This window comes from Samsonia erythrinae (assembly GCF_004342665.1).
GTDB lineage: Bacteria > Pseudomonadota > Gammaproteobacteria > Enterobacterales > Enterobacteriaceae > Samsonia > Samsonia erythrinae.
The window spans coordinates 21,011-37,505 of the sequence record NZ_SMBY01000012.1 but is presented as its reverse complement, the minus strand read 5'-3'; the positions used below and the strand labels follow the sequence as shown (position 1 = coordinate 37,505).

Below are 16,495 nucleotides of genomic sequence, written 5' to 3'. Positions count from 1 at the left end.
TTTGGTCGGTGAGGAAATGGCGCGTTATCCCCATGCTGCTGAATTGACGACGAAATTAAGTTATGCGCTAAAATGTGCTGTGGTATGGAGCATAAATGGTGCAAACGCTATATCAGCAGATAATAAATATGGTTATGGATATATTTCATTTGGTGGCAATGATGAGGCAATGTCTCTTTACAATGCCATTGATAGCAATGATATTCTGCTCGTGATTGGCGCAACACCCGATGAATATACGACAAACCATAAACCGTTCAATGCGTTAGAAACCTTTTTTCTGACCAATATTGAAAATGCTTATGGCACTATCGGTGATAGTTTTAAACATCATGCAAAAGGAAAATATTACCATGTATATGGCCCGTTAGATGACCTACTTAGAGGCCTACTAAGTGAGGCCGAAAAGCAACATTTTCTAAATCAGCCATGTCCGCCGTCACCTGATAATCTCAATCACCGGGAAGTTTTACCCCCACGGGCAGGTTATGTCGATATGGCCGCATTTTATTTACGGCTTCACGAATGGTGGCCGGAGAATTCGGTCGTATTTGATGATGTCTGCCTAGCCTATAAAGACAGACAATATGTCACTCAAAGGCCTAATAGTCATTTGCGTTCTTACTCGCTATACCGAGGGTCAGCGATGGGCGGGGCTTTCGGCGCGGCCGTTGGCACTAAAATAGCTTCACCAGACTCTTCGGTTTTCATCTTTACCGGAGATGGCTGTTTTCGCCTGTTCTCTGGAGCGCTAGGGGAGGCCCGGGATTTTGGCATTGTCATTTTTTTGCTGAATAACGCTTACTTTTCTATTGTAGGCCAAGGGCTACCTATCATCATGCCAGAGGTTAGCGAAGATCGTTATCATTCACGCTTAACAGAGATTGACTATTGTGGCGTGGCGCGAGCGTGTGGATGGGACGCAGAGAAGGTCAATGATGATTTAAGTAATCTGGATGAAATTTTAAATAAAATCGGAAGTCGGAGGAGCAGATCCATTCTGGTGGAGATACCTGTAGATCCGCTGCAAACGCTAGGATTAAACCCGAGAGCACACAACTTATGAGTGATTCAAACAGATTTGCGATAGAAAGACGTTTAGTTCAGGAAATAGACGCGTCTCTTTTAAAAATAAGCGGTGAATCTTTACCTTGTCCCGAGGACGTCAACGACAGGTTTCTATGGATACACCATGACGCGCCATATGCTTTACTAGCGCATAAGATTGCCGAAGAACCGACATTTATTTATGCGAATCAATGTGCTTTAAATCAGTTCAAGTATACCGAGGAAGCGTTCCTGGGCATGCCGTCCAAAATGAGTGCCACATCTGCTAACCGAGAAGAAAGGCAGGCTGCTCTTAATCAGCTAAATACCCATGATATCGTCTGCAACTACTCTGGTGAGCGCATCAATAAACATGGTGAGACGTTCACTATTTATGATGGCAAGCTGTGGAAGGTCAGCGACACCACTGGGCATGTATTTGCGATTGCGGCGTTATTTTGGCCTTCTCCCAACGGCGCTGTCGAGTTCACCGAGCGATATCAGCAAAGGTGAGCGGCCTTTTTTCAGGCAGCCAATAATGAAACGGATCTGCCGGAGGCAGATCGCGCTCATGTTGATGCTGATATCGCGAATTACCGGCGTTGGAGATGGCGTTGTGTCATGCGTCTATATTCCTCTTCTCGGCGAGAAAATCAGTTTTTCCACCCTGCGAGCGGTATGCTGGCGGGGTGTTTTTTTATGATTCTCGCAGCCCATTAACTGGCATAATGCGCCTGTCATTTTCGGTCAATACCTTAACGTGACATTCCCGTCGGGCATGAGTCGGCGGGTTGGCCTACACTCGTTAGGGATGCGCTGGTGAGCGCCGATGCGTCATCGTGATCGAAAGAAACACTTATTGCCGATACCTGCGGGAAAAAGGGCGGGTATTTATCGTTATTATTGAGGTTTTCGCATGAAAAAAGTTACCGTTGCCGCAACACAAATGGCGTGTTCCTGGGATCTGCCCAAAAATATCGAAAACGCTGAAAAACTGGTGCGGCAAGCGCATGCTCAAGGCGCGCAGATTATCCTGATTCAGGAACTGTTCGCCGCGCCGTATTTCTGTATCGATCAAAGTCCTGAGCACTATGCGCTGGCGCAGGCGCTGGGATCCAGCCCGCTGATTCAGCACTTTTCCGCACTGGCGGCGGAGCTGAACGTGGTGCTGCCGCTGAGCTTCTTTGAACGTGCCAACAACGCTTACTATAACTCGCTGGTGGTGATTGACGCCGATGGCTCTGTGCTGGATGTTTACCGCAAAACACACATTCCAAACGGCCCGGCGTATCAGGAAAAGCAGTTCTTCATTCCGGGCGACACCGGATTTAAAGTCTGGCAGACGCGCTACGCGAAAATCGGCGTAGGTATTTGCTGGGATCAATGGTTCCCGGAAACCGCTCGCAGCCTGGCATTGCAAGGGGCAGAGCTGATTTTTTACCCGACCGCCATTGGCTCTGAACCGGCCTATCCGGAAATTGACAGCCAGCCGCACTGGACTCGCGTACAGCAAGGACATGCCGCGGCGAATCTGGTGCCGGTGATTGCCTCCAACCGCATCGGTACGGAAGCCAGCAAATATATCGATGGTCTGGAAATGACGTTCTACGGCTCGTCTTTCATCGCGGATCAAACCGGGGCGCTGGTGAAACAGGCGAACAAAACGGATGAAACCGTACTGGTGCATGAATTTGATTTGGATGCGATTGATGAACAGCGCGCGTCGTGGGGACTGTTCCGCGATCGTCGCCCGGAAATGTATGGCACGATTGCCAGTTCTGACGGCAAGACCCGGAGATAAGCCATGTCACAGTTAGCGACCCCTCATCTCACGACGCCGAATCAGGATGGTTTTGCGATGCCCGCTGAATGGGCGCCGCAAGAAGCCGTATGGATGATTTGGCCGTATCGTACCGACAACTGGCGTGAACAGGGCGTTCCGGCGCAGAAAACGTTCGCGCGCGTGGCGGAAGCCATTACTCAAACGACGCCGGTTATTATGGGTGTACCGGCGCGGTATATGGCGGATGCGCAAAAAATAATGCCGGTGAACGTCACGCTGGTGGAAATGGAAAGCGATGACGCCTGGATGCGCGACACCGGGCCGACCATGGTGCTGAATCAGGCGGGTGAACGTCGGGGCATTGACTGGCGGTTCAACGCCTGGGGCGGCGAGCTGGGCGGTCTGTATGAGGACTGGCGTTTGGATGAGAAGGTCGCCGAGCAGGTGCTGGCGTATCATCAGAATGCACGTTATGCCGCGCCGCTGATTCTGGAAGGCGGCTCGATCCATGTCGATGGCGAAGGGACGTTGCTGACCACGGCGGAGTGCCTGTTAAACCCAAACCGCAACCCGCATCTGACTAAGGACGAGATCGAACAGCTCATGCGTGATTACCTTGGTATCTCGACGGTGATCTGGCTGGAAGAGGGAGTTTACAACGACGAGACCGACGGCCATATCGATAACATGTGCTGTTTCGTGCGTCCCGGTGAAGTGGCGCTGCACTGGACGGATGATGAAAACGATCCGCAGTATACGCGCTCCGTGGCGGCCTATGAGGTGCTGTCGGCGGCGCGAGATGCGCGGGGACGTGAGCTGAAAATCTGGAAATTGCCCGCTCCCGGTCCGCTGTATGCTACCGAAGAGGAGGCGCAGGGCGTGGACAACGGTGATGCGGTTGAGCGTCTTGCCGGCTCCCGTCTGGCGGGGTCGTATGTTAATTTCCTGATTAGCAATCAGCACATTGTTTTCCCGTTGCTGGATGAAAAGACGGACGACGCTGCGCGCGATCTGCTGCAACAGATGTTCCCTGGCTACCTGATTAGCGGCGTGCCTGCGCGGGAAATTCTGCTCGGCGGGGGAAATATTCACTGCATTACGCAGCAAATTCCTGCGGTGAAGTAACGACCTCCATCGCTTATGGCTTCAGGATATGGCGGGCAGGGAACGCCCGTCACACAAGGAACACGGCCTGACGGCTATCGTTCAGATGCCCTCGATTTTCTGCTGGATGGTTTCTGAACGAAAGCAATCTACGTGGTGAAATGCTAAAAAAGCCGGTTGGCGCGATAGCGTGAACCGGCTTTTTGATCGGACGAATGCTTGCTCGCCCGTTTCTTCTGAACGTTTAGGCGCGCTTCGCGTCTGCGGCGGCTTTTACGATGACGGCGAAGGCATCGGCTTTCAGTGACGCGCCGCCAACCAGCGCGCCGTCGATGTCCGGCTGGGTGAACAGCTCTGCGGCATTGGCCGCGTTAACCGACCCGCCGTACTGGATGATAACCTGCTCGGCAACGGCGGCATCCTGCTTGGCGATATGATCGCGGATAAATTTATGCACGGCCTGCGCCTGCGCAGGCGTGGCGGATTTGCCGGTACCGATAGCCCATACCGGCTCGTAGGCGATAACGGTATTTTCAAACGCTTTCGCACCCAGCGTGTTCAGAACGGCGTCCAGTTGACGAGCGCACACGGCTTCCGTCTGACCCGCTTCGTTTTCTGCTTCGGTTTCGCCAATGCACAGCACCGGAATCAGGCCCGTTTCTTTCAGCACGCCAAATTTCTTGGCGATGAATTCATCGCTTTCTTTGTGATAGGTGCGGCGCTCGGAGTGACCGATGATGATGTATTTCGCGCCGATGTCTTTCAGCATCTCCGCAGAGGTTTCGCCGGTAAATGCGCCGGAGAGATTAACATCAACGTTTTGTGCGCCCAGCGCAATACGGCTGCCCGCCAATTGATGGTTCGCCTGATCGAGGTAGAGCGCAGGGGGGGCGATCGCTATGCCGCAGCCGTCAACGGCGCTGAGTTCTTTACGCAGCCCCGCGATCAGCTCGTTGACCATGTGAGTGCTGCCGTTCAGCTTCCAGTTACCCATAACTAATGGATGTCGCATCTTTTTTCCTCCAGCCGGAATCGCGAGTGAATCAATGTGTTAATGAATAAAAGCGTACTGCCATCTGGCAATATGACCTGCCAACAGTATAGAGACGAAACGTAGCCGTGGCTCTGTTTTTCGTCATTAATTACTGTGTTGATCACGGTTCGGATAACGTTAGCTTAATCGGTTCAACAGCAAACGTTAGCCCTTTTTCACCGCTATCTGCAACCACATAACGCAAAGCCCCTTCCGTTTGCTGATAAATACGTTGGCCTTTGCCTTTTTCCAGCAGTTCGGCAATTTTTTTCACACTCTGTTCTTCTGTCAGCGCGGGGGTGAACGCGCGCGCCAGCGCTGCCATATAGCCGATAGCCTGCTTACGGCGTGCCGCCGTTTCTTGTTCGCTCTGCTGCTTTGGCAGCCAGGTGATTTGCAACGTTTTGATTTTCCCCGTGCCTTTTTCCAGCGCCGTTGAAGCGTACAGCGTGTCGTTAATCCGGCTGGCCGCGCGCGTCAGCGTGCTGGCGATGCCGGTATCGACAACGCGAAATTCGCCAATCGGCAGCGTCGGGTTACTCAGGTTATAGCGTGTTCGGAACTGGGTGATGGTCTGGTCGAAGGTTGGCGCACCCGCCAGCAGGTATGGCGCATTGGCGGCGGTTTTCGGCGGAAACGTCGGATCGGCCCCCGCATGGGGTAGGTACAGCGCCAGCGATGATAAAATTAACAGTGAGGCGATGCGTTTTCGTGTCATAAGGATAGGTCAGTCACTTCAGGAGAGGTTCAGGCCGATAACGGCAATTAAAGCGGCATTTGCACGTCGTTGTCAAAAATTGTGCTTCGTTGCCCAAAATCGCGTAAAGGTTGCGGGTTCATCGCCGGGTTGGGGTAAAATCAATCCGAATAAAATACGGATGACGATGGCCAGACAGGCTGACAATTCAGGGTGTTATCATTAATGACATTACAGCAGTGGTGCTTCTCGTTTAAAGGCCGGATTGGCCGTCGTGATTTCTGGCTCTGGATGGCCATTTGGCTGGCGCTGATGGCGGTACTGTTTACGTTATCCGGCCAGCGCTGGCTGGATACGCAGTCCACGGCTTTCGGGTTGGTGGTGTTGCTGTGGCCGACGGCGGCGATCGTCGTAAAGCGACTTCATGATCGTAACAAGAGCGGCTGGTGGGCGCTGCTGCTCGTCGTCGCGTGGGTGCTGGCGGCGGGCAACTGGACGATGTTCTCTTCCCTCTGGCATTGGGGAATTGGCCGGTTTCTGCCCATCCTGATTGTAGTGATGACGCTGCTTGACTGCGGCGTTTTTCTGGGGACAAAAGGGGAAAACCGCTTTGGCGCAGAGGCGGCGCCGTTTCGCTTCCGCCTCTGATGGGTTGCGCTCATTTTACCAATAGTTCTCTGCCGTGATATGACCGGACCTGCGGCGCAGGTGTTTGGTCATTTTCCGCTCTTCTTTCAGCAACTGCTGAGTATCGCGAACCATCTGCGGGTTACCGCATAGCATCACGTGGCTTGTCTCAGCATCGATCGGCAGGCCCACGGCCGCTTCCAACGCGCCGTTGCCGATCAGTGCGGGAATACGCCCGGTTAACGAACCGACCTCTTCTTCCCGGCTGACCACCGTTTGGATACGCAGTTTGTCGTGGTAACGCTGCTGTAATTGCTGCATCAGCGGCAGATAGCTTAGATCGCGCGAGAATCGGGCGGCGTGAACCAGTACGATGTTTTTAAAACGTTCCAGATCCTTGCCTTCCTGAAGAATCGACAGATAGGGGCCGATGCCCGTGCCTGTCGCCAGCATCCATAGCGTGTCACAGTCCGGAACTTCTTCCAGTACGAAGAAGCCCGCGGCCTCTTTGACGAGCATGATTTCCGAACCGGGCCGTAGCGCATGCAGATGGGGGCTGAGTTTGCCTTCCGGCACGGTCACCAGATAGAACTCCAGTGTGGGATCGCTGGGCGCATTCACATAGGAATAAGCGCGCTGCACTTTTTCGCCATTAATTTCCAGCGCCAGCTTGCCATACTGCCCGGCGGTGAATGAATCGGTAGGCGCGTGAACCCGAATGCTAAACAGACTCTCGGTCCAGTTTTCCACCTGAATCACTTTGCCTGTCACCCATTCAGCCATATTTTGTTGCTCCTGTTGCTATCGTTAGACGCCGATACCCGAGCGCCTAAGATACGCTATTTATTAACAACTGTTAAACAAGCAGTTTGCCGTGGCGAGCCTGCTACAGCAGAAATTCGTGCAGTGAGCGATCCTTACGATCCAGATAGTGCGTAGATTTAATGCGGCGGATCGTGCGGGATTTGCCGCGGATCAGTAGCGTTTCCGTGGTGGCCATATTGCCTTTGCGCGCGATCCCGTCGAGCAGATCGCCTTTGGTGATGCCGGTCGCGGAGAATATCACGTTATCGTTACGCGCCATGTCATCGAGCTTCAAGACGCTACCGACTGCGATCCCCATTTGCTGACAGCGTACCCATTCGCTTTCACCGATGCGGCGGTTTTCCGCGTTATCACCTTTGACCTGATGACGTGCCAGCAGACGCCCCTGCATATCGCCGTCGAGCGCGCGGATCACGGCAGCCGAGATCACCCCTTCCGGCGCGCCACCGATGCCGTACAGCACGTCAACTTCGCTGTCCGGCATGCAAGTGAGGATCGAGGCGGCCACGTCGCCGTCTGGAATGGCGAACACTTTCACCCCCAACTGCTGCATTTCCGCGATGCAGGCATCGTGTCGCGGTTTGGCCAGCGTAATCACGGTGAGCTGGCTGAGCGGTTTACCCAGCTTGATCGCGACATTACGCAGGTTGTCCGCCAGCGGCAGGTTGAGATCAATCGCCCCTTTCGCTTGCGGACCGACGATCAGCTTCTCCATGTACATATCCGGGGCGTGCAGAAACGCGCCTTTTTCGCCGACGGCCAATACCGCCAGCGCATTCGCCTGGCCCATCGCCGTCATTCGTGTGCCTTCAATCGGGTCGACGGCGATATCCACGGCATCGCCCTGACCGGTGCCGACCTGCTCGCCGATGAACAACATCGGCGCTTCGTCGATTTCCCCTTCGCCGATGACAATCTGACCGTTGATGTTGACCTGATTCAGCATGATTCGCATCGCCTGTACGGCGGCGTTGTCGGCGGCATTCTTATCGCCACGACCTAACCACTTATAGCCTGCCAGCGCGGCTGCTTCAGTGACGCGCGAGAACTCGATGGCTAATTCACGTTTCATAAATACCTGTCTGTTATCGATCGGGAAAAGAGTTGGCCTCATGTTAGCCACTTTAAGCCCGGATTCAGGGGAAACTCGGTGATGAGGTTCCCGCAGGGATGCCGCACCGTGGTCGCCCCGGTATCTCGGTGCTTAAACGATCGCCATGAGGATGTGGGCGGGGATTTTATCACACGGGGGAAGGGCGGCGGTTGAACGAGAGGAAAAAACGGGCGCGACAGGCGCGCCCGCCATGGCGGATCAGGCGTCGTGATCTTCCCAGTTGCGGGCACGCGCCACGGCTTTTTGCCAGCCGCTGTAGCGGTAGTTGCGCTCTACCGTTTCGATGCTGGGGCGGAATTCGCGCTCGATCGTGGCCTTGCTTTTCACTTCGTCCAGATCGTTCCAGAAACCGGTCGCCAGCCCGGCGAGGAAAGCCGCGCCCAGCGCGGTGACTTCACGGACTTCCGGGCGTTCCACGCGCGTGCCGAGAATGTCCGACTGGAACTGCATCAGGAAGTTGTTGGTTACCGCTCCGCCGTCAACACGCAGCGCTTTCAGGCGCGTGTCGGCGTCGGCCTGCATCGCATCCAGTACGTCTCGGGTCTGGAAGGCGATGGATTCCAGCGTCGCGCGGATAATGTGGTTGGCATTGACGCCACGGGTCAGGCCGAAGATGGCGCCACGTGCGTAGGGATCCCAGTAGGGGGCGCCCAGCCCGGTGAACGCCGGCACGACATACACGCCGTTGGTATCTTTCACTTTCGTTGCGAAGTATTCGGAATCCATCGAATCACTGATCAGCTTCAGCTCATCGCGCAGCCATTGGATTGATGCGCCGCCAACGAATACCGACCCTTCCAGCGCATAATTCACTTCACCGCGTGGGCCACAGGCGATGGTGGTCAGCAAACCGTGTTTGGAGCGCACGGCTTCTTTACCGGTATTCATCAGCAGGAAGCAGCCGGTGCCATAGGTATTTTTCGCCATCCCCGAATGGACGCAGAGCTGACCATAGAGCGCAGCCTGCTGGTCGCCTGCGATACCGGCGATAGGAATACGCGTACCGCCTTTACCGCCGATATTGGTTTGACCGTAGATTTCTGAGGACGCACGCACCTCCGGCAGCATTTCAATGGGGATGTCCAGCACGTCCAGCATGCGGGTATCCCACTCCAGCGTGTGGATATTAAATAACATAGTACGGGAAGCGTTGGTGTAATCCGTTACGTGAACGCGTCCCTGTGTCATTTTCCAAATCAGCCAGGTATCGATCGTACCGAATAACAGTTCGCCGCGTTTGGCGCGTTCGCGCGAGCCTTCAACGTGATCCAGTATCCATTTCACCTTAGTGCCGGAAAAGTAGGGATCGACGACCAGCCCGGTGGTGTTACGAACATAGTCTTCCAGCCCGTCTTTCTTGATTTTTTCGCAGATATCGGCGGTGCGGCGACACTGCCAGACGATGGCGTTATAAATCGGCTTACCGGTTTCTTTTTCCCATACGACGGTGGTTTCACGCTGGTTGGTGATGCCGATACCCGCTACTTCATCTGAACTGATACCCGCTTTGGCGAGCACCTCGACCAGCGTTGAGCTTTGCGATGCCCATATCTCCATCGGGTCGTGCTCTACCCAACCGGCTTTGGGGTAGATCTGACCGAATTCACGCTGTGAAACGCTAATGATGTTGGCGTCGTGATCCAGCACGACTGCGCGGGAACTGGTTGTGCCCTGGTCAAGTGCGACAATATATTTTTTTTCCGGGTTCATAAGTCCAATCCTGTAATGATTAACCGTGGAATTAGGATGGTTGTAGCGTTAAGTTTAACGGCTTTCACGACGTGTGGCAGTTTCTGTATTGGGGTCGCACACATCGCATGGCAGATTGCGCCCGATTAATGCGCGATAGCCGAAGGCGCCCAGACAGGCACCGATAATGGGGCCGAAGACAGGAACCAGGAAGTAAGGGATCTCGCGTGCGCCGGTAAAGGCCACATTCCCCCAGCCTGCCAGGAACGCGAACAGTTTGGGACCGAAATCACGCGCCGGGTTGAGGGCGAAACCGGTCAGCGGCCCCATGGACGCACCGATGACGGCAATCAGAATACCGATGAGCAGCGGAGCGAGCGGACCGCGTGGGATACCGTTGCCGTCATCGGTCAGCGCCAGGATCAGGCACATTAAAATGGCCGTGATGACGGTTTCAACCAGTAATGCCTGAATGACGGAAATGTGCGGATTCGGGTAGGTAGAGAAAATACCGGCTAAATCCAGACTTTCCGTGCTGCCTCGTACCATATTGTTGGCGTGTTCAAAATCCACAAACAGGCTGTGATACAGACCGTAGACCAACGCCGCGGCACAGAATGCACCGGCGATCTGCGCCAGAATATAAGGCACGACCTTACGTCCATCAAAGCAGGCAAACAGCCACAGGGCGATGGTCACTGCCGGGTTGAGGTGAGCACCGGAAATGGCGGCGGTCAGGTAGATTGCCATCGCGACCCCGAGCCCCCAGATGATGCTGATTTCCCATTGTCCAAAGCTGGCGCCCGCCAGTTTCATCGCGGCAACGCAGCCGACACCGAAGAAAATCAGCAGACCGGTGCCGAGGAATTCAGCGATGCACTGGCCTTTTAGCGTAGAACGTTCTGCTTGGCTCATATTTTTTCCTGCTGGTAACGTAGAGAGTTGCGGTTTTAAGGGGCCGTCTTGCGGCATCCTCTATTCTAAATGTATTAATGATGTGAATTTATCGTTAATGTTCGAAAACGAGAAATATCGAAATTAAAATGTGTGTTGTTCGTCAAATAAATGAGCGTATTCGCTTAGAAAATGACATGGTATGGCGTTTCTCAAACGCTTAATGTTATCGAATAGAAAATTTTTTAACCTGTTTGTTTGTGCGGCGCGGGGATGAATCTGTTTCCACCGTTCTTTTGCCTGCTTTTTAGTCAATACTGCTTATGGTTTGCTGCGTATCGCCCATTTTTCAGTTTGTACTGATAGTGTTAAGCCGGAAAAGCTGCCACACTCGCCGGGTGGGGGATATGCGCTAGACAGGGTGCCATTGGCTACATACAATTTCGCTATGGTCTGCCTTGCCAGCCGTCCCGTGGTCAGGATTACGTTTACGGCTGGACGAAACGGCGCCATTGGCTGTTGGTGCGCAGAATCTGAAAGCCAGCGTTAACCGATCTTTGCCTTGTTGCGATTAAAAGGGGTTTGAAGAATGTCATTTGAAGTGTTTGAAAAGCTGGAAGCGAAAGTTCAGCAGGCGATTGATACTATCACGCTGTTGCAAATGGAAATTGAAGAGCTGAAAGAGCAGAACAATGCGCTGTCGCAGGATGTTCAGGCGGCAGCGGGTTCGCGTGAAGCGCTGGTGCGCGAGAACGAGCAGTTGAAAGAAGAACAGGTGGCGTGGCAAGAGCGTCTGCGCGCGCTGCTAGGCAAAATGGAAGAGGTCTAAGCGAACCGTTGCTTGTCCGGCGATTTGAAATGTCCGTTTCACTGAGCGATCGCGGTGATAAAAGGCCGTATCAGGGGAACGCGCCTGAACGTCGCTGGCGACGGCCCTGATAGGGCGAATCTCAGGGATGAGATTCATACCCGTGTGCTTTGAGCGTATCAGTATGTGGTGACAAACGCCTTCGCGGTCGTCGCCTGTCTCTGACAATCCAATGATATTATTCAATATCCAGTGGATCTTCCGACAGAATAATACCGGTATTATCGGCATACAAATGGTCGCCGGAAAAGAAGGTGACGCCACCGAAGTTGACGCGAATATCGCTCTCGCCAATGCCTTCGCTGCCGGCCCCGACCGGAATGGCCGCCATTGCCTGAATACCGATATCCAGTTCAGCCAGATCGTCGACCTGACGGACGGCGCCATAAACGACAATACCTTCCCACTCGTTTTGGGTCGCTAACTGGGCGAGTTCCGCGTCAACCAACGCGCGGCGCACCGAACCCCCGCCATCCACCAGAAGCACGCGCCCGAGGCCGTTCTCTTCGAGGAGATCGTACAGCAGGCCATTATCCTCAAAACATTTCACCGTGGTGATTTTGCCACCAAATGAAGTACGCCCACCAAAGTTAGAGAACAGAGGCTCAACTACATTCACCTCTTCATGGTGGATATCACACAGCTCGGAAGTATCGTATTTCATAGGATTCGTGTCAGTTTGCCGCTGGGGTAGTGAGTATATCTCTTTCCGGACGCTGTTGGCAAAATCATCAAATGTTAACTTGATACGCATCAGTAAATGAGGCGCTTTGCAGGCGTGCTTAACTCAATAACACGCCAACAGCGAACAAAATGTTGGTCAGCAACGCGCCTTTTACCGTTTTTTCTAACATCGGACGCATGCTAAAGGCGCTGGTTTCACGCAGCACATAGCACGCCTGCTTAATCAGCAGCGGTAGTGTAAGAATAAAGAGCCAGCCCGCCAGACTGTGCAGATAAAACGTGGCGAATAAGCCAAGGCAAACCGGCGCCAGCAAGAGCAGTATCGTGTGATAGAAACGTGCTTTTTCCGCCCCCAGTCTGACCGCCAGCGTGTTTTTACCGCTGATACGATCGTTATCGATATCGCGCAGGTTGTTAATATTCAATACCGCCGTTGCCAGCAGACCGCAGGCCGTGGCTGGCAGCATGACGATGCTGTCGAAATAGCCCGTTTGCAGATAGTAGGAGCCCGCCACGCTAAGCCAGCCGAAAAAAATCAGCACCGAGATATCGCCGAGCCCGATATAACCATACGGCTTATTGCCGACGGTGTAGGTGATGGCGGCGACAATGGCCAGCAGCCCCAGGATCAGGAAGCCGAAGATATCCTCTGGTTTTTCACAAGCCACAATGACCAATGACACCCCGGAAATAATCGTGAGCGCGACGGTGACAATCAGCGCATGACGCAGCTGCGATAAGGTGATCATGCCCGTTTGGATACCCCGCAGCGGCCCGATGCGCTCCTTGGTGTCGCTGCCTTTCACCGCATCGCCATAGTCGTTCGCCAGATTGGACAGGATTTGCAGTAATCCCGCCGTCAACAGCGCCAGTAGCGCCACTCCCGGTTTAAAGCTGCTATGCCAGCTCGCGATCGCCGAGCCGGTAACGATGGACGCAAAAGCTAATGGCAACGTTTTTGGACGCAGACTGTCCAGCCAGGCTTTTGTTTTATTGCTATGGGTCGATAAAGTCATGGTGTGCTTCAATTTTTATTGACGATTCATTGGGTGAATCATCCGTTTATAAACAAAAAAGTCAGTGATGGCGGCGTCAGAAATGAAAGTGGGAGGCCTGCGCCTCCCACTTTACCGTTAATCGTGCGATCCGCGAAAACGGATTATAAGATAAATCGGCTTAGATCTTCATCTGCGACTAATTCATCCAGATGATTACGGACATATTCAGCGTCAATGACAACGCTTTGGCCGTTCATTTCGCTGGCGTCGTAAGACACCTCTTCAATCAATCGCTCCATCACGGTATGCAAACGGCGCGCGCCGATGTTTTCGGTGCTTTCATTGACCTGCCATGCCGCTTCGGCGATACGACGGATGCCGTCGGCGGTAAATGAAACCTCTACGCCTTCGGTCGCCATCAGCGCTTTGTACTGTTCAGTCAACGAGGCGCTCGGTTCCGTCAGGATGCGTTCGAAATCTTCTGTCGTCAGCGCCTGTAACTCCACGCGGATAGGCAGTCGCCCCTGCAATTCTGGAATCAGATCGGACGGGCTGGCAACCTGAAACGCGCCGGAAGCGATAAACAGGATATGGTCGGTTTTGACCATACCGTGCTTGGTGGAGACAGTGCAGCCTTCGACCAGCGGCAACAGGTCGCGCTGGACGCCTTCGCGCGAGACATCCGGCCCTGAGCTCTCACCGCGCTTACAGATTTTATCAATCTCGTCGACGAACACGATACCGTGCTGTTCAACGGCGTCAATCGCCTGCTGTTTCAGCTCTTCGGGGTTCACCAGCTTGGCCGCTTCTTCTTCCACCAGCAGCTTGAAGGCTTCTTTGATCTTGACCTTACGGGCTTTCTGTTTCTGGCCCGCCAGATTCTGGAACATGGACTGTAGCTGGTTGGTCATCTCTTCCATGCCCGGCGGCGCCATGATTTCGACGCCCATCGGCGCGGCAGCCAGATCGATCTCAATTTCTTTATCATCCAACTGGCCTTCACGCAGTTTCTTGCGGAAGGCCTGACGTGCGGCGGATGGCTCCTGTGCGCTTTCCGCCTGTCCCCAGTTGTTTTTCGCGGGTGGAATCAGTACGTCCAGAATGCGTTCTTCCGCCATCTCTTCCGCGCGGAAGCGATTTTTTTCGATGGACTGGTGACGCACCATTTTGATCGCAGAATCCGTCAGATCGCGGATGATGGAGTCGACTTCCTTACCGACATAGCCGACTTCGGTGAATTTGGTCGCCTCCACTTTGATAAACGGCGCGTTGGCGAGCTTCGCCAGACGGCGGGCTATCTCGGTTTTACCCACACCGGTCGGGCCGATCATCAGAATGTTTTTCGGCGTCACTTCATGACGCAGCGCGTCGTCCAACTGCATACGGCGCCAGCGGTTACGTAGCGCAATGGCGACAGCGCGTTTCGCTTTATTCTGGCCGATAATATAGCTGTCGAGTTCGCTGACTATCTCGCGTGGGGTCATTTCAGACATGGTTGATCCTTACGCCTTGGAGGCTAATTCTTCTATCGTGTGGAACTGGTTGGTGTAGATACAAATGTCGCCGGCAATCCCCAGAGATTTCTCGACGATATCGCGGGCGCTCAGTTCAGTGTTTTCCAGCAAGGCACGGGCCGCCGCCTGTGCATAAGGGCCGCCGGAACCAATGGCGATGAGATCATTCTCAGGCTGTACGACATCGCCATTGCCGGTAATGATCAGCGAGGCGTTTTCATCCGCCACCGCCAGCAACGCTTCCAGCCGGCGCAGCATACGGTCGGTGCGCCAGTCTTTTGCCAGTTCGACGGCGGCTTTCACCAGATGGCCCTGATGCAGTTCCAGCTTACGTTCAAACAGTTCGAAGAGGGTGAAGGCATCCGCTGTCCCGCCAGCGAAACCCGCAATAACGCGGTCATTGTAGAGGCGACGTACCTTACGCACGTTGCCTTTCATGACGGTGTTGCCCAGAGTGGCTTGTCCATCACCGCCAATGACCACATGGCCGTTGCGGCGTACGCTTACAATTGTTGTCACGAGTCGGTCCCCGTTTAAAGAAAAAGACTCCCCGCGTCATACGCAATGCCAACGATTTCGCGCCCATCACAGGAAAAACAGGGTGAGGCGAACGTTTACAACGCCTCACACTGCCTGCTCTCGATGCTTATCTGCCCGGCACTGCCCACATGACTCGGGGCACATTGATGTTATAGATGGGGGAAAGCGTGGGGTTTTTCAACCCCCGCTGGCTAGCGGGATACAGTTTGATGTCCCCGCGCCTTTAAGACGTTTAAGCATGCTGTCTGCCGCAGCCCGGTTGTTATAAGGCCCCAGCATAATACGGTTCCAACCGCCGCTAGAGGTGATACGGCTTTCAAACCCCGCAAACGCCAACTGCGCTCTCACGGACTCGGCAGGCTCCATCGTTTTGAAGGAACCGCATTGAATCGCCCAGCGCTGGGTTTTTTCTGCTTTGGGCGCATCAGGCTGTTTGGCTGGCTGTGGCTTCGGCGCGACCGGCGTGGTTTGCGTCACCGCAGGCGTACGAGCGGCGGGCGGCGCGGTGACAGCCGGAGGCGCTATCGGCTGCGGTGATGGCTTAATCGTCACCTGTGAGCGCGGAACCTGCGTCTGATCGTTATAGGGCACTTCGGAAAGCGGCGTCGGCTGACGACGCATATCTGATTGCATCTGTTCCAGCAGTTGACGTTGTTCATCCGTCAACTGTACCGGCGACTGAATCTCACCGCCAGCGGAAGGTTCCTTCGGCGTGGCGACGCCTATCTGACGATTTTCCAGTTCTTTAATATAACGCCAGCGCTCTTCCGGTTTGGGCGGCAGCCCATTCCCTTTGCCTGTATTCTGGTGTGGCAGGATGGGCGACTCTTCGGGTTTGTTATGAGCGATGAAATACAGACCGCCCGCGAAGGTGACCAACACGGCGACAGCCAGCGCGATCATGGTTTTGGACGCACCTGAAGCGTTGCCTTTTCTCCGGCTATTTGTCGTTTTCCGACGCGTTCCTGATGAACGCCCCCGTTTGACGTAGTCTCTTTGTGCCACTGTCGTTTCGCTGTGAGTTCTTCGTTAAATGATGTCATTAAAGGCCATGTTACTGAACCCTCAAATATTTGAC

The 16,495-nt window shown here is 54.1% G+C and carries 17 protein-coding genes; 6 read left to right on the top strand and 11 right to left on the bottom strand.

The genetic code is table 11. The features are described from left to right. The first annotated feature begins 16 nt into the window (after nt 1-16). From EDC54_RS18110 to aguA, 4 genes are all read left to right on the top strand, one after another. Entirely contained in the window at nt 17-1,066 is a 1,050-nt protein-coding gene (locus EDC54_RS18110; protein WP_230514540.1) for a thiamine pyrophosphate-dependent enzyme, read from the top strand. Then, on the top strand, nt 1,063-1,560 hold the full coding sequence (locus tag EDC54_RS15220) for an MEKHLA domain-containing protein (RefSeq protein WP_132458189.1): 498 nt from the start codon (nt 1,063-1,065) through the stop codon (nt 1,558-1,560). Before EDC54_RS18110 ends, EDC54_RS15220 begins: the two co-directional genes overlap by 4 nt. A gap of 403 nt (nt 1,561-1,963) precedes the next feature. Then, nucleotides 1,964-2,848, top strand: coding sequence for an N-carbamoylputrescine amidase (gene aguB / locus EDC54_RS15215; protein WP_132458186.1), 885 nt, complete (start codon nt 1,964-1,966; stop codon nt 2,846-2,848). Between the two features lie 3 nt (nt 2,849-2,851). Further along, nucleotides 2,852-3,955 (top strand): agmatine deiminase, encoded by a 1,104-nt coding sequence (gene aguA, locus EDC54_RS15210; RefSeq protein WP_132458183.1) that lies wholly within the window; start codon nt 2,852-2,854, stop codon nt 3,953-3,955. Between the two features lie 223 nt (nt 3,956-4,178). Here aguA and tpiA read toward each other — a convergent pair whose 3' ends face one another. Both tpiA and EDC54_RS15200 read right to left on the bottom strand, forming a co-directional pair. After that, nucleotides 4,179-4,946 (bottom strand): triose-phosphate isomerase, encoded by a 768-nt coding sequence (tpiA, locus tag EDC54_RS15205; RefSeq protein WP_132458180.1) that lies wholly within the window; start codon nt 4,944-4,946, stop codon nt 4,179-4,181. A gap of 142 nt (nt 4,947-5,088) precedes the next feature. Continuing rightward, nucleotides 5,089-5,685 (bottom strand): DUF1454 family protein, encoded by a 597-nt coding sequence (locus EDC54_RS15200; RefSeq protein WP_132458177.1) that lies wholly within the window; start codon nt 5,683-5,685, stop codon nt 5,089-5,091. A 204-nt stretch (nt 5,686-5,889) separates the two neighbouring features. Here EDC54_RS15200 and EDC54_RS15195 point away from each other — a divergent pair, with 204 nt between their 5' ends. Continuing rightward, a complete protein-coding gene (locus tag EDC54_RS15195) occupies nt 5,890-6,312 on the top strand; it encodes a DUF805 domain-containing protein (protein WP_132458174.1) in 423 nt (140 codons plus the stop codon). Between the two features lie 15 nt (nt 6,313-6,327). On the opposite strand, the gene fpr is transcribed toward EDC54_RS15195, so the two are convergent. The 4 genes from fpr to EDC54_RS15175 all read right to left on the bottom strand — a co-directional run bounded on the left by fpr (nt 6,328) and on the right by EDC54_RS15175 (nt 10,834). Then, complete coding sequence (gene fpr, locus EDC54_RS15190; protein WP_132458171.1) at nt 6,328-7,074, bottom strand: ferredoxin--NADP(+) reductase; 747 nt, start codon at nt 7,072-7,074, stop codon at nt 6,328-6,330. A 103-nt stretch (nt 7,075-7,177) separates the two neighbouring features. Continuing rightward, nucleotides 7,178-8,188, bottom strand: a complete 1,011-nt coding sequence (gene glpX, locus EDC54_RS15185; protein WP_132458168.1) for a class II fructose-bisphosphatase — start codon at nt 8,186-8,188, stop codon at nt 7,178-7,180. Between the two features lie 240 nt (nt 8,189-8,428). After that, nucleotides 8,429-9,940 carry a glycerol kinase GlpK gene (gene glpK, locus EDC54_RS15180; protein ID WP_132458165.1) on the bottom strand — a complete coding sequence of 504 codons (1,512 nt, stop codon included), beginning with the start codon at nt 9,938-9,940 and terminating at the stop codon, nt 8,429-8,431. 54 nt (nt 9,941-9,994) lie between these two features. Beyond that, complete coding sequence (locus tag EDC54_RS15175) at nt 9,995-10,834, bottom strand: MIP/aquaporin family protein (protein ID WP_132458162.1); 840 nt, start codon at nt 10,832-10,834, stop codon at nt 9,995-9,997. Nucleotides 10,835-11,402: 568 nt separating this feature from the next. Between EDC54_RS15175 and zapB the strand changes: the two genes are divergently transcribed. Next, nucleotides 11,403-11,642 (top strand): septal ring assembly protein ZapB, encoded by a 240-nt coding sequence (gene zapB, locus EDC54_RS15170; RefSeq protein WP_132458158.1) that lies wholly within the window; start codon nt 11,403-11,405, stop codon nt 11,640-11,642. A 217-nt stretch (nt 11,643-11,859) separates the two neighbouring features. On the opposite strand, the gene rraA is transcribed toward zapB, so the two are convergent. The 5 genes from rraA to ftsN all read right to left on the bottom strand — a co-directional run bounded on the left by rraA (nt 11,860) and on the right by ftsN (nt 16,422). Then, the gene (gene rraA / locus EDC54_RS15165; RefSeq protein WP_132458155.1) at nt 11,860-12,345 is read right to left on the bottom strand and encodes a ribonuclease E activity regulator RraA; all 486 of its coding nucleotides are present in this window, start codon (nt 12,343-12,345) and stop codon (nt 11,860-11,862) included. A gap of 118 nt (nt 12,346-12,463) precedes the next feature. After that, on the bottom strand, nt 12,464-13,381 hold the full coding sequence (locus EDC54_RS15160; protein WP_132458152.1) for a 1,4-dihydroxy-2-naphthoate polyprenyltransferase: 918 nt from the start codon (nt 13,379-13,381) through the stop codon (nt 12,464-12,466). Between the two features lie 143 nt (nt 13,382-13,524). Continuing rightward, nucleotides 13,525-14,856: an HslU--HslV peptidase ATPase subunit gene (gene hslU / locus EDC54_RS15155; RefSeq protein WP_132458149.1), complete on the bottom strand. Its 1,332-nt coding sequence runs from the start codon at nt 14,854-14,856 to the stop codon at nt 13,525-13,527. Between the two features lie 9 nt (nt 14,857-14,865). Next, nucleotides 14,866-15,396 carry an ATP-dependent protease subunit HslV gene (hslV, locus tag EDC54_RS15150; RefSeq protein WP_048636608.1) on the bottom strand — a complete coding sequence of 177 codons (531 nt, stop codon included), beginning with the start codon at nt 15,394-15,396 and terminating at the stop codon, nt 14,866-14,868. 198 nt (nt 15,397-15,594) lie between these two features. Beyond that, nucleotides 15,595-16,422 (bottom strand): cell division protein FtsN, encoded by an 828-nt coding sequence (gene ftsN / locus EDC54_RS15145; RefSeq protein WP_132458146.1) that lies wholly within the window; start codon nt 16,420-16,422, stop codon nt 15,595-15,597. Nucleotides 16,423-16,495: the final 73 nt, after the last annotated feature.

Bases quoted from the DNA above. Each gene is read 5' to 3' on its own strand.
- fpr (WP_132458171.1), bottom strand. From the start codon at position 7,074: ATGGCTGAATGGGTGACAGGCAAAGTGATTCAGGTGGAAAACTGGACC.
- glpK (WP_132458165.1), bottom strand. From the start codon at position 9,940: ATGAACCCGGAAAAAAAATATATTGTCGCACTTGACCAGGGCACAACC.
- EDC54_RS15160 (WP_132458152.1), bottom strand. From the start codon at position 13,381: ATGACTTTATCGACCCATAGCAATAAAACAAAAGCCTGGCTGGACAGT.
- zapB (WP_132458158.1), top strand. From the start codon at position 11,403: ATGTCATTTGAAGTGTTTGAAAAGCTGGAAGCGAAAGTTCAGCAGGCG.
- EDC54_RS15175 (WP_132458162.1), bottom strand. From the start codon at position 10,834: ATGAGCCAAGCAGAACGTTCTACGCTAAAAGGCCAGTGCATCGCTGAA.
- glpX (WP_132458168.1), bottom strand. From the start codon at position 8,188: ATGAAACGTGAATTAGCCATCGAGTTCTCGCGCGTCACTGAAGCAGCC.
- aguB (WP_132458186.1), top strand. From the start codon at position 1,964: ATGAAAAAAGTTACCGTTGCCGCAACACAAATGGCGTGTTCCTGGGAT.
- EDC54_RS15220 (WP_132458189.1), top strand. From the start codon at position 1,063: ATGAGTGATTCAAACAGATTTGCGATAGAAAGACGTTTAGTTCAGGAA.
- aguA (WP_132458183.1), top strand. From the start codon at position 2,852: ATGTCACAGTTAGCGACCCCTCATCTCACGACGCCGAATCAGGATGGT.
- EDC54_RS15200 (WP_132458177.1), bottom strand. From the start codon at position 5,685: ATGACACGAAAACGCATCGCCTCACTGTTAATTTTATCATCGCTGGCG.
- EDC54_RS15195 (WP_132458174.1), top strand. From the start codon at position 5,890: ATGACATTACAGCAGTGGTGCTTCTCGTTTAAAGGCCGGATTGGCCGT.
- hslU (WP_132458149.1), bottom strand. From the start codon at position 14,856: ATGTCTGAAATGACCCCACGCGAGATAGTCAGCGAACTCGACAGCTAT.
- EDC54_RS18110 (WP_230514540.1), top strand. From the start codon at position 17: ATGGCGCGTTATCCCCATGCTGCTGAATTGACGACGAAATTAAGTTAT.
- rraA (WP_132458155.1), bottom strand. From the start codon at position 12,345: ATGAAATACGATACTTCCGAGCTGTGTGATATCCACCATGAAGAGGTG.
- tpiA (WP_132458180.1), bottom strand. From the start codon at position 4,946: ATGCGACATCCATTAGTTATGGGTAACTGGAAGCTGAACGGCAGCACT.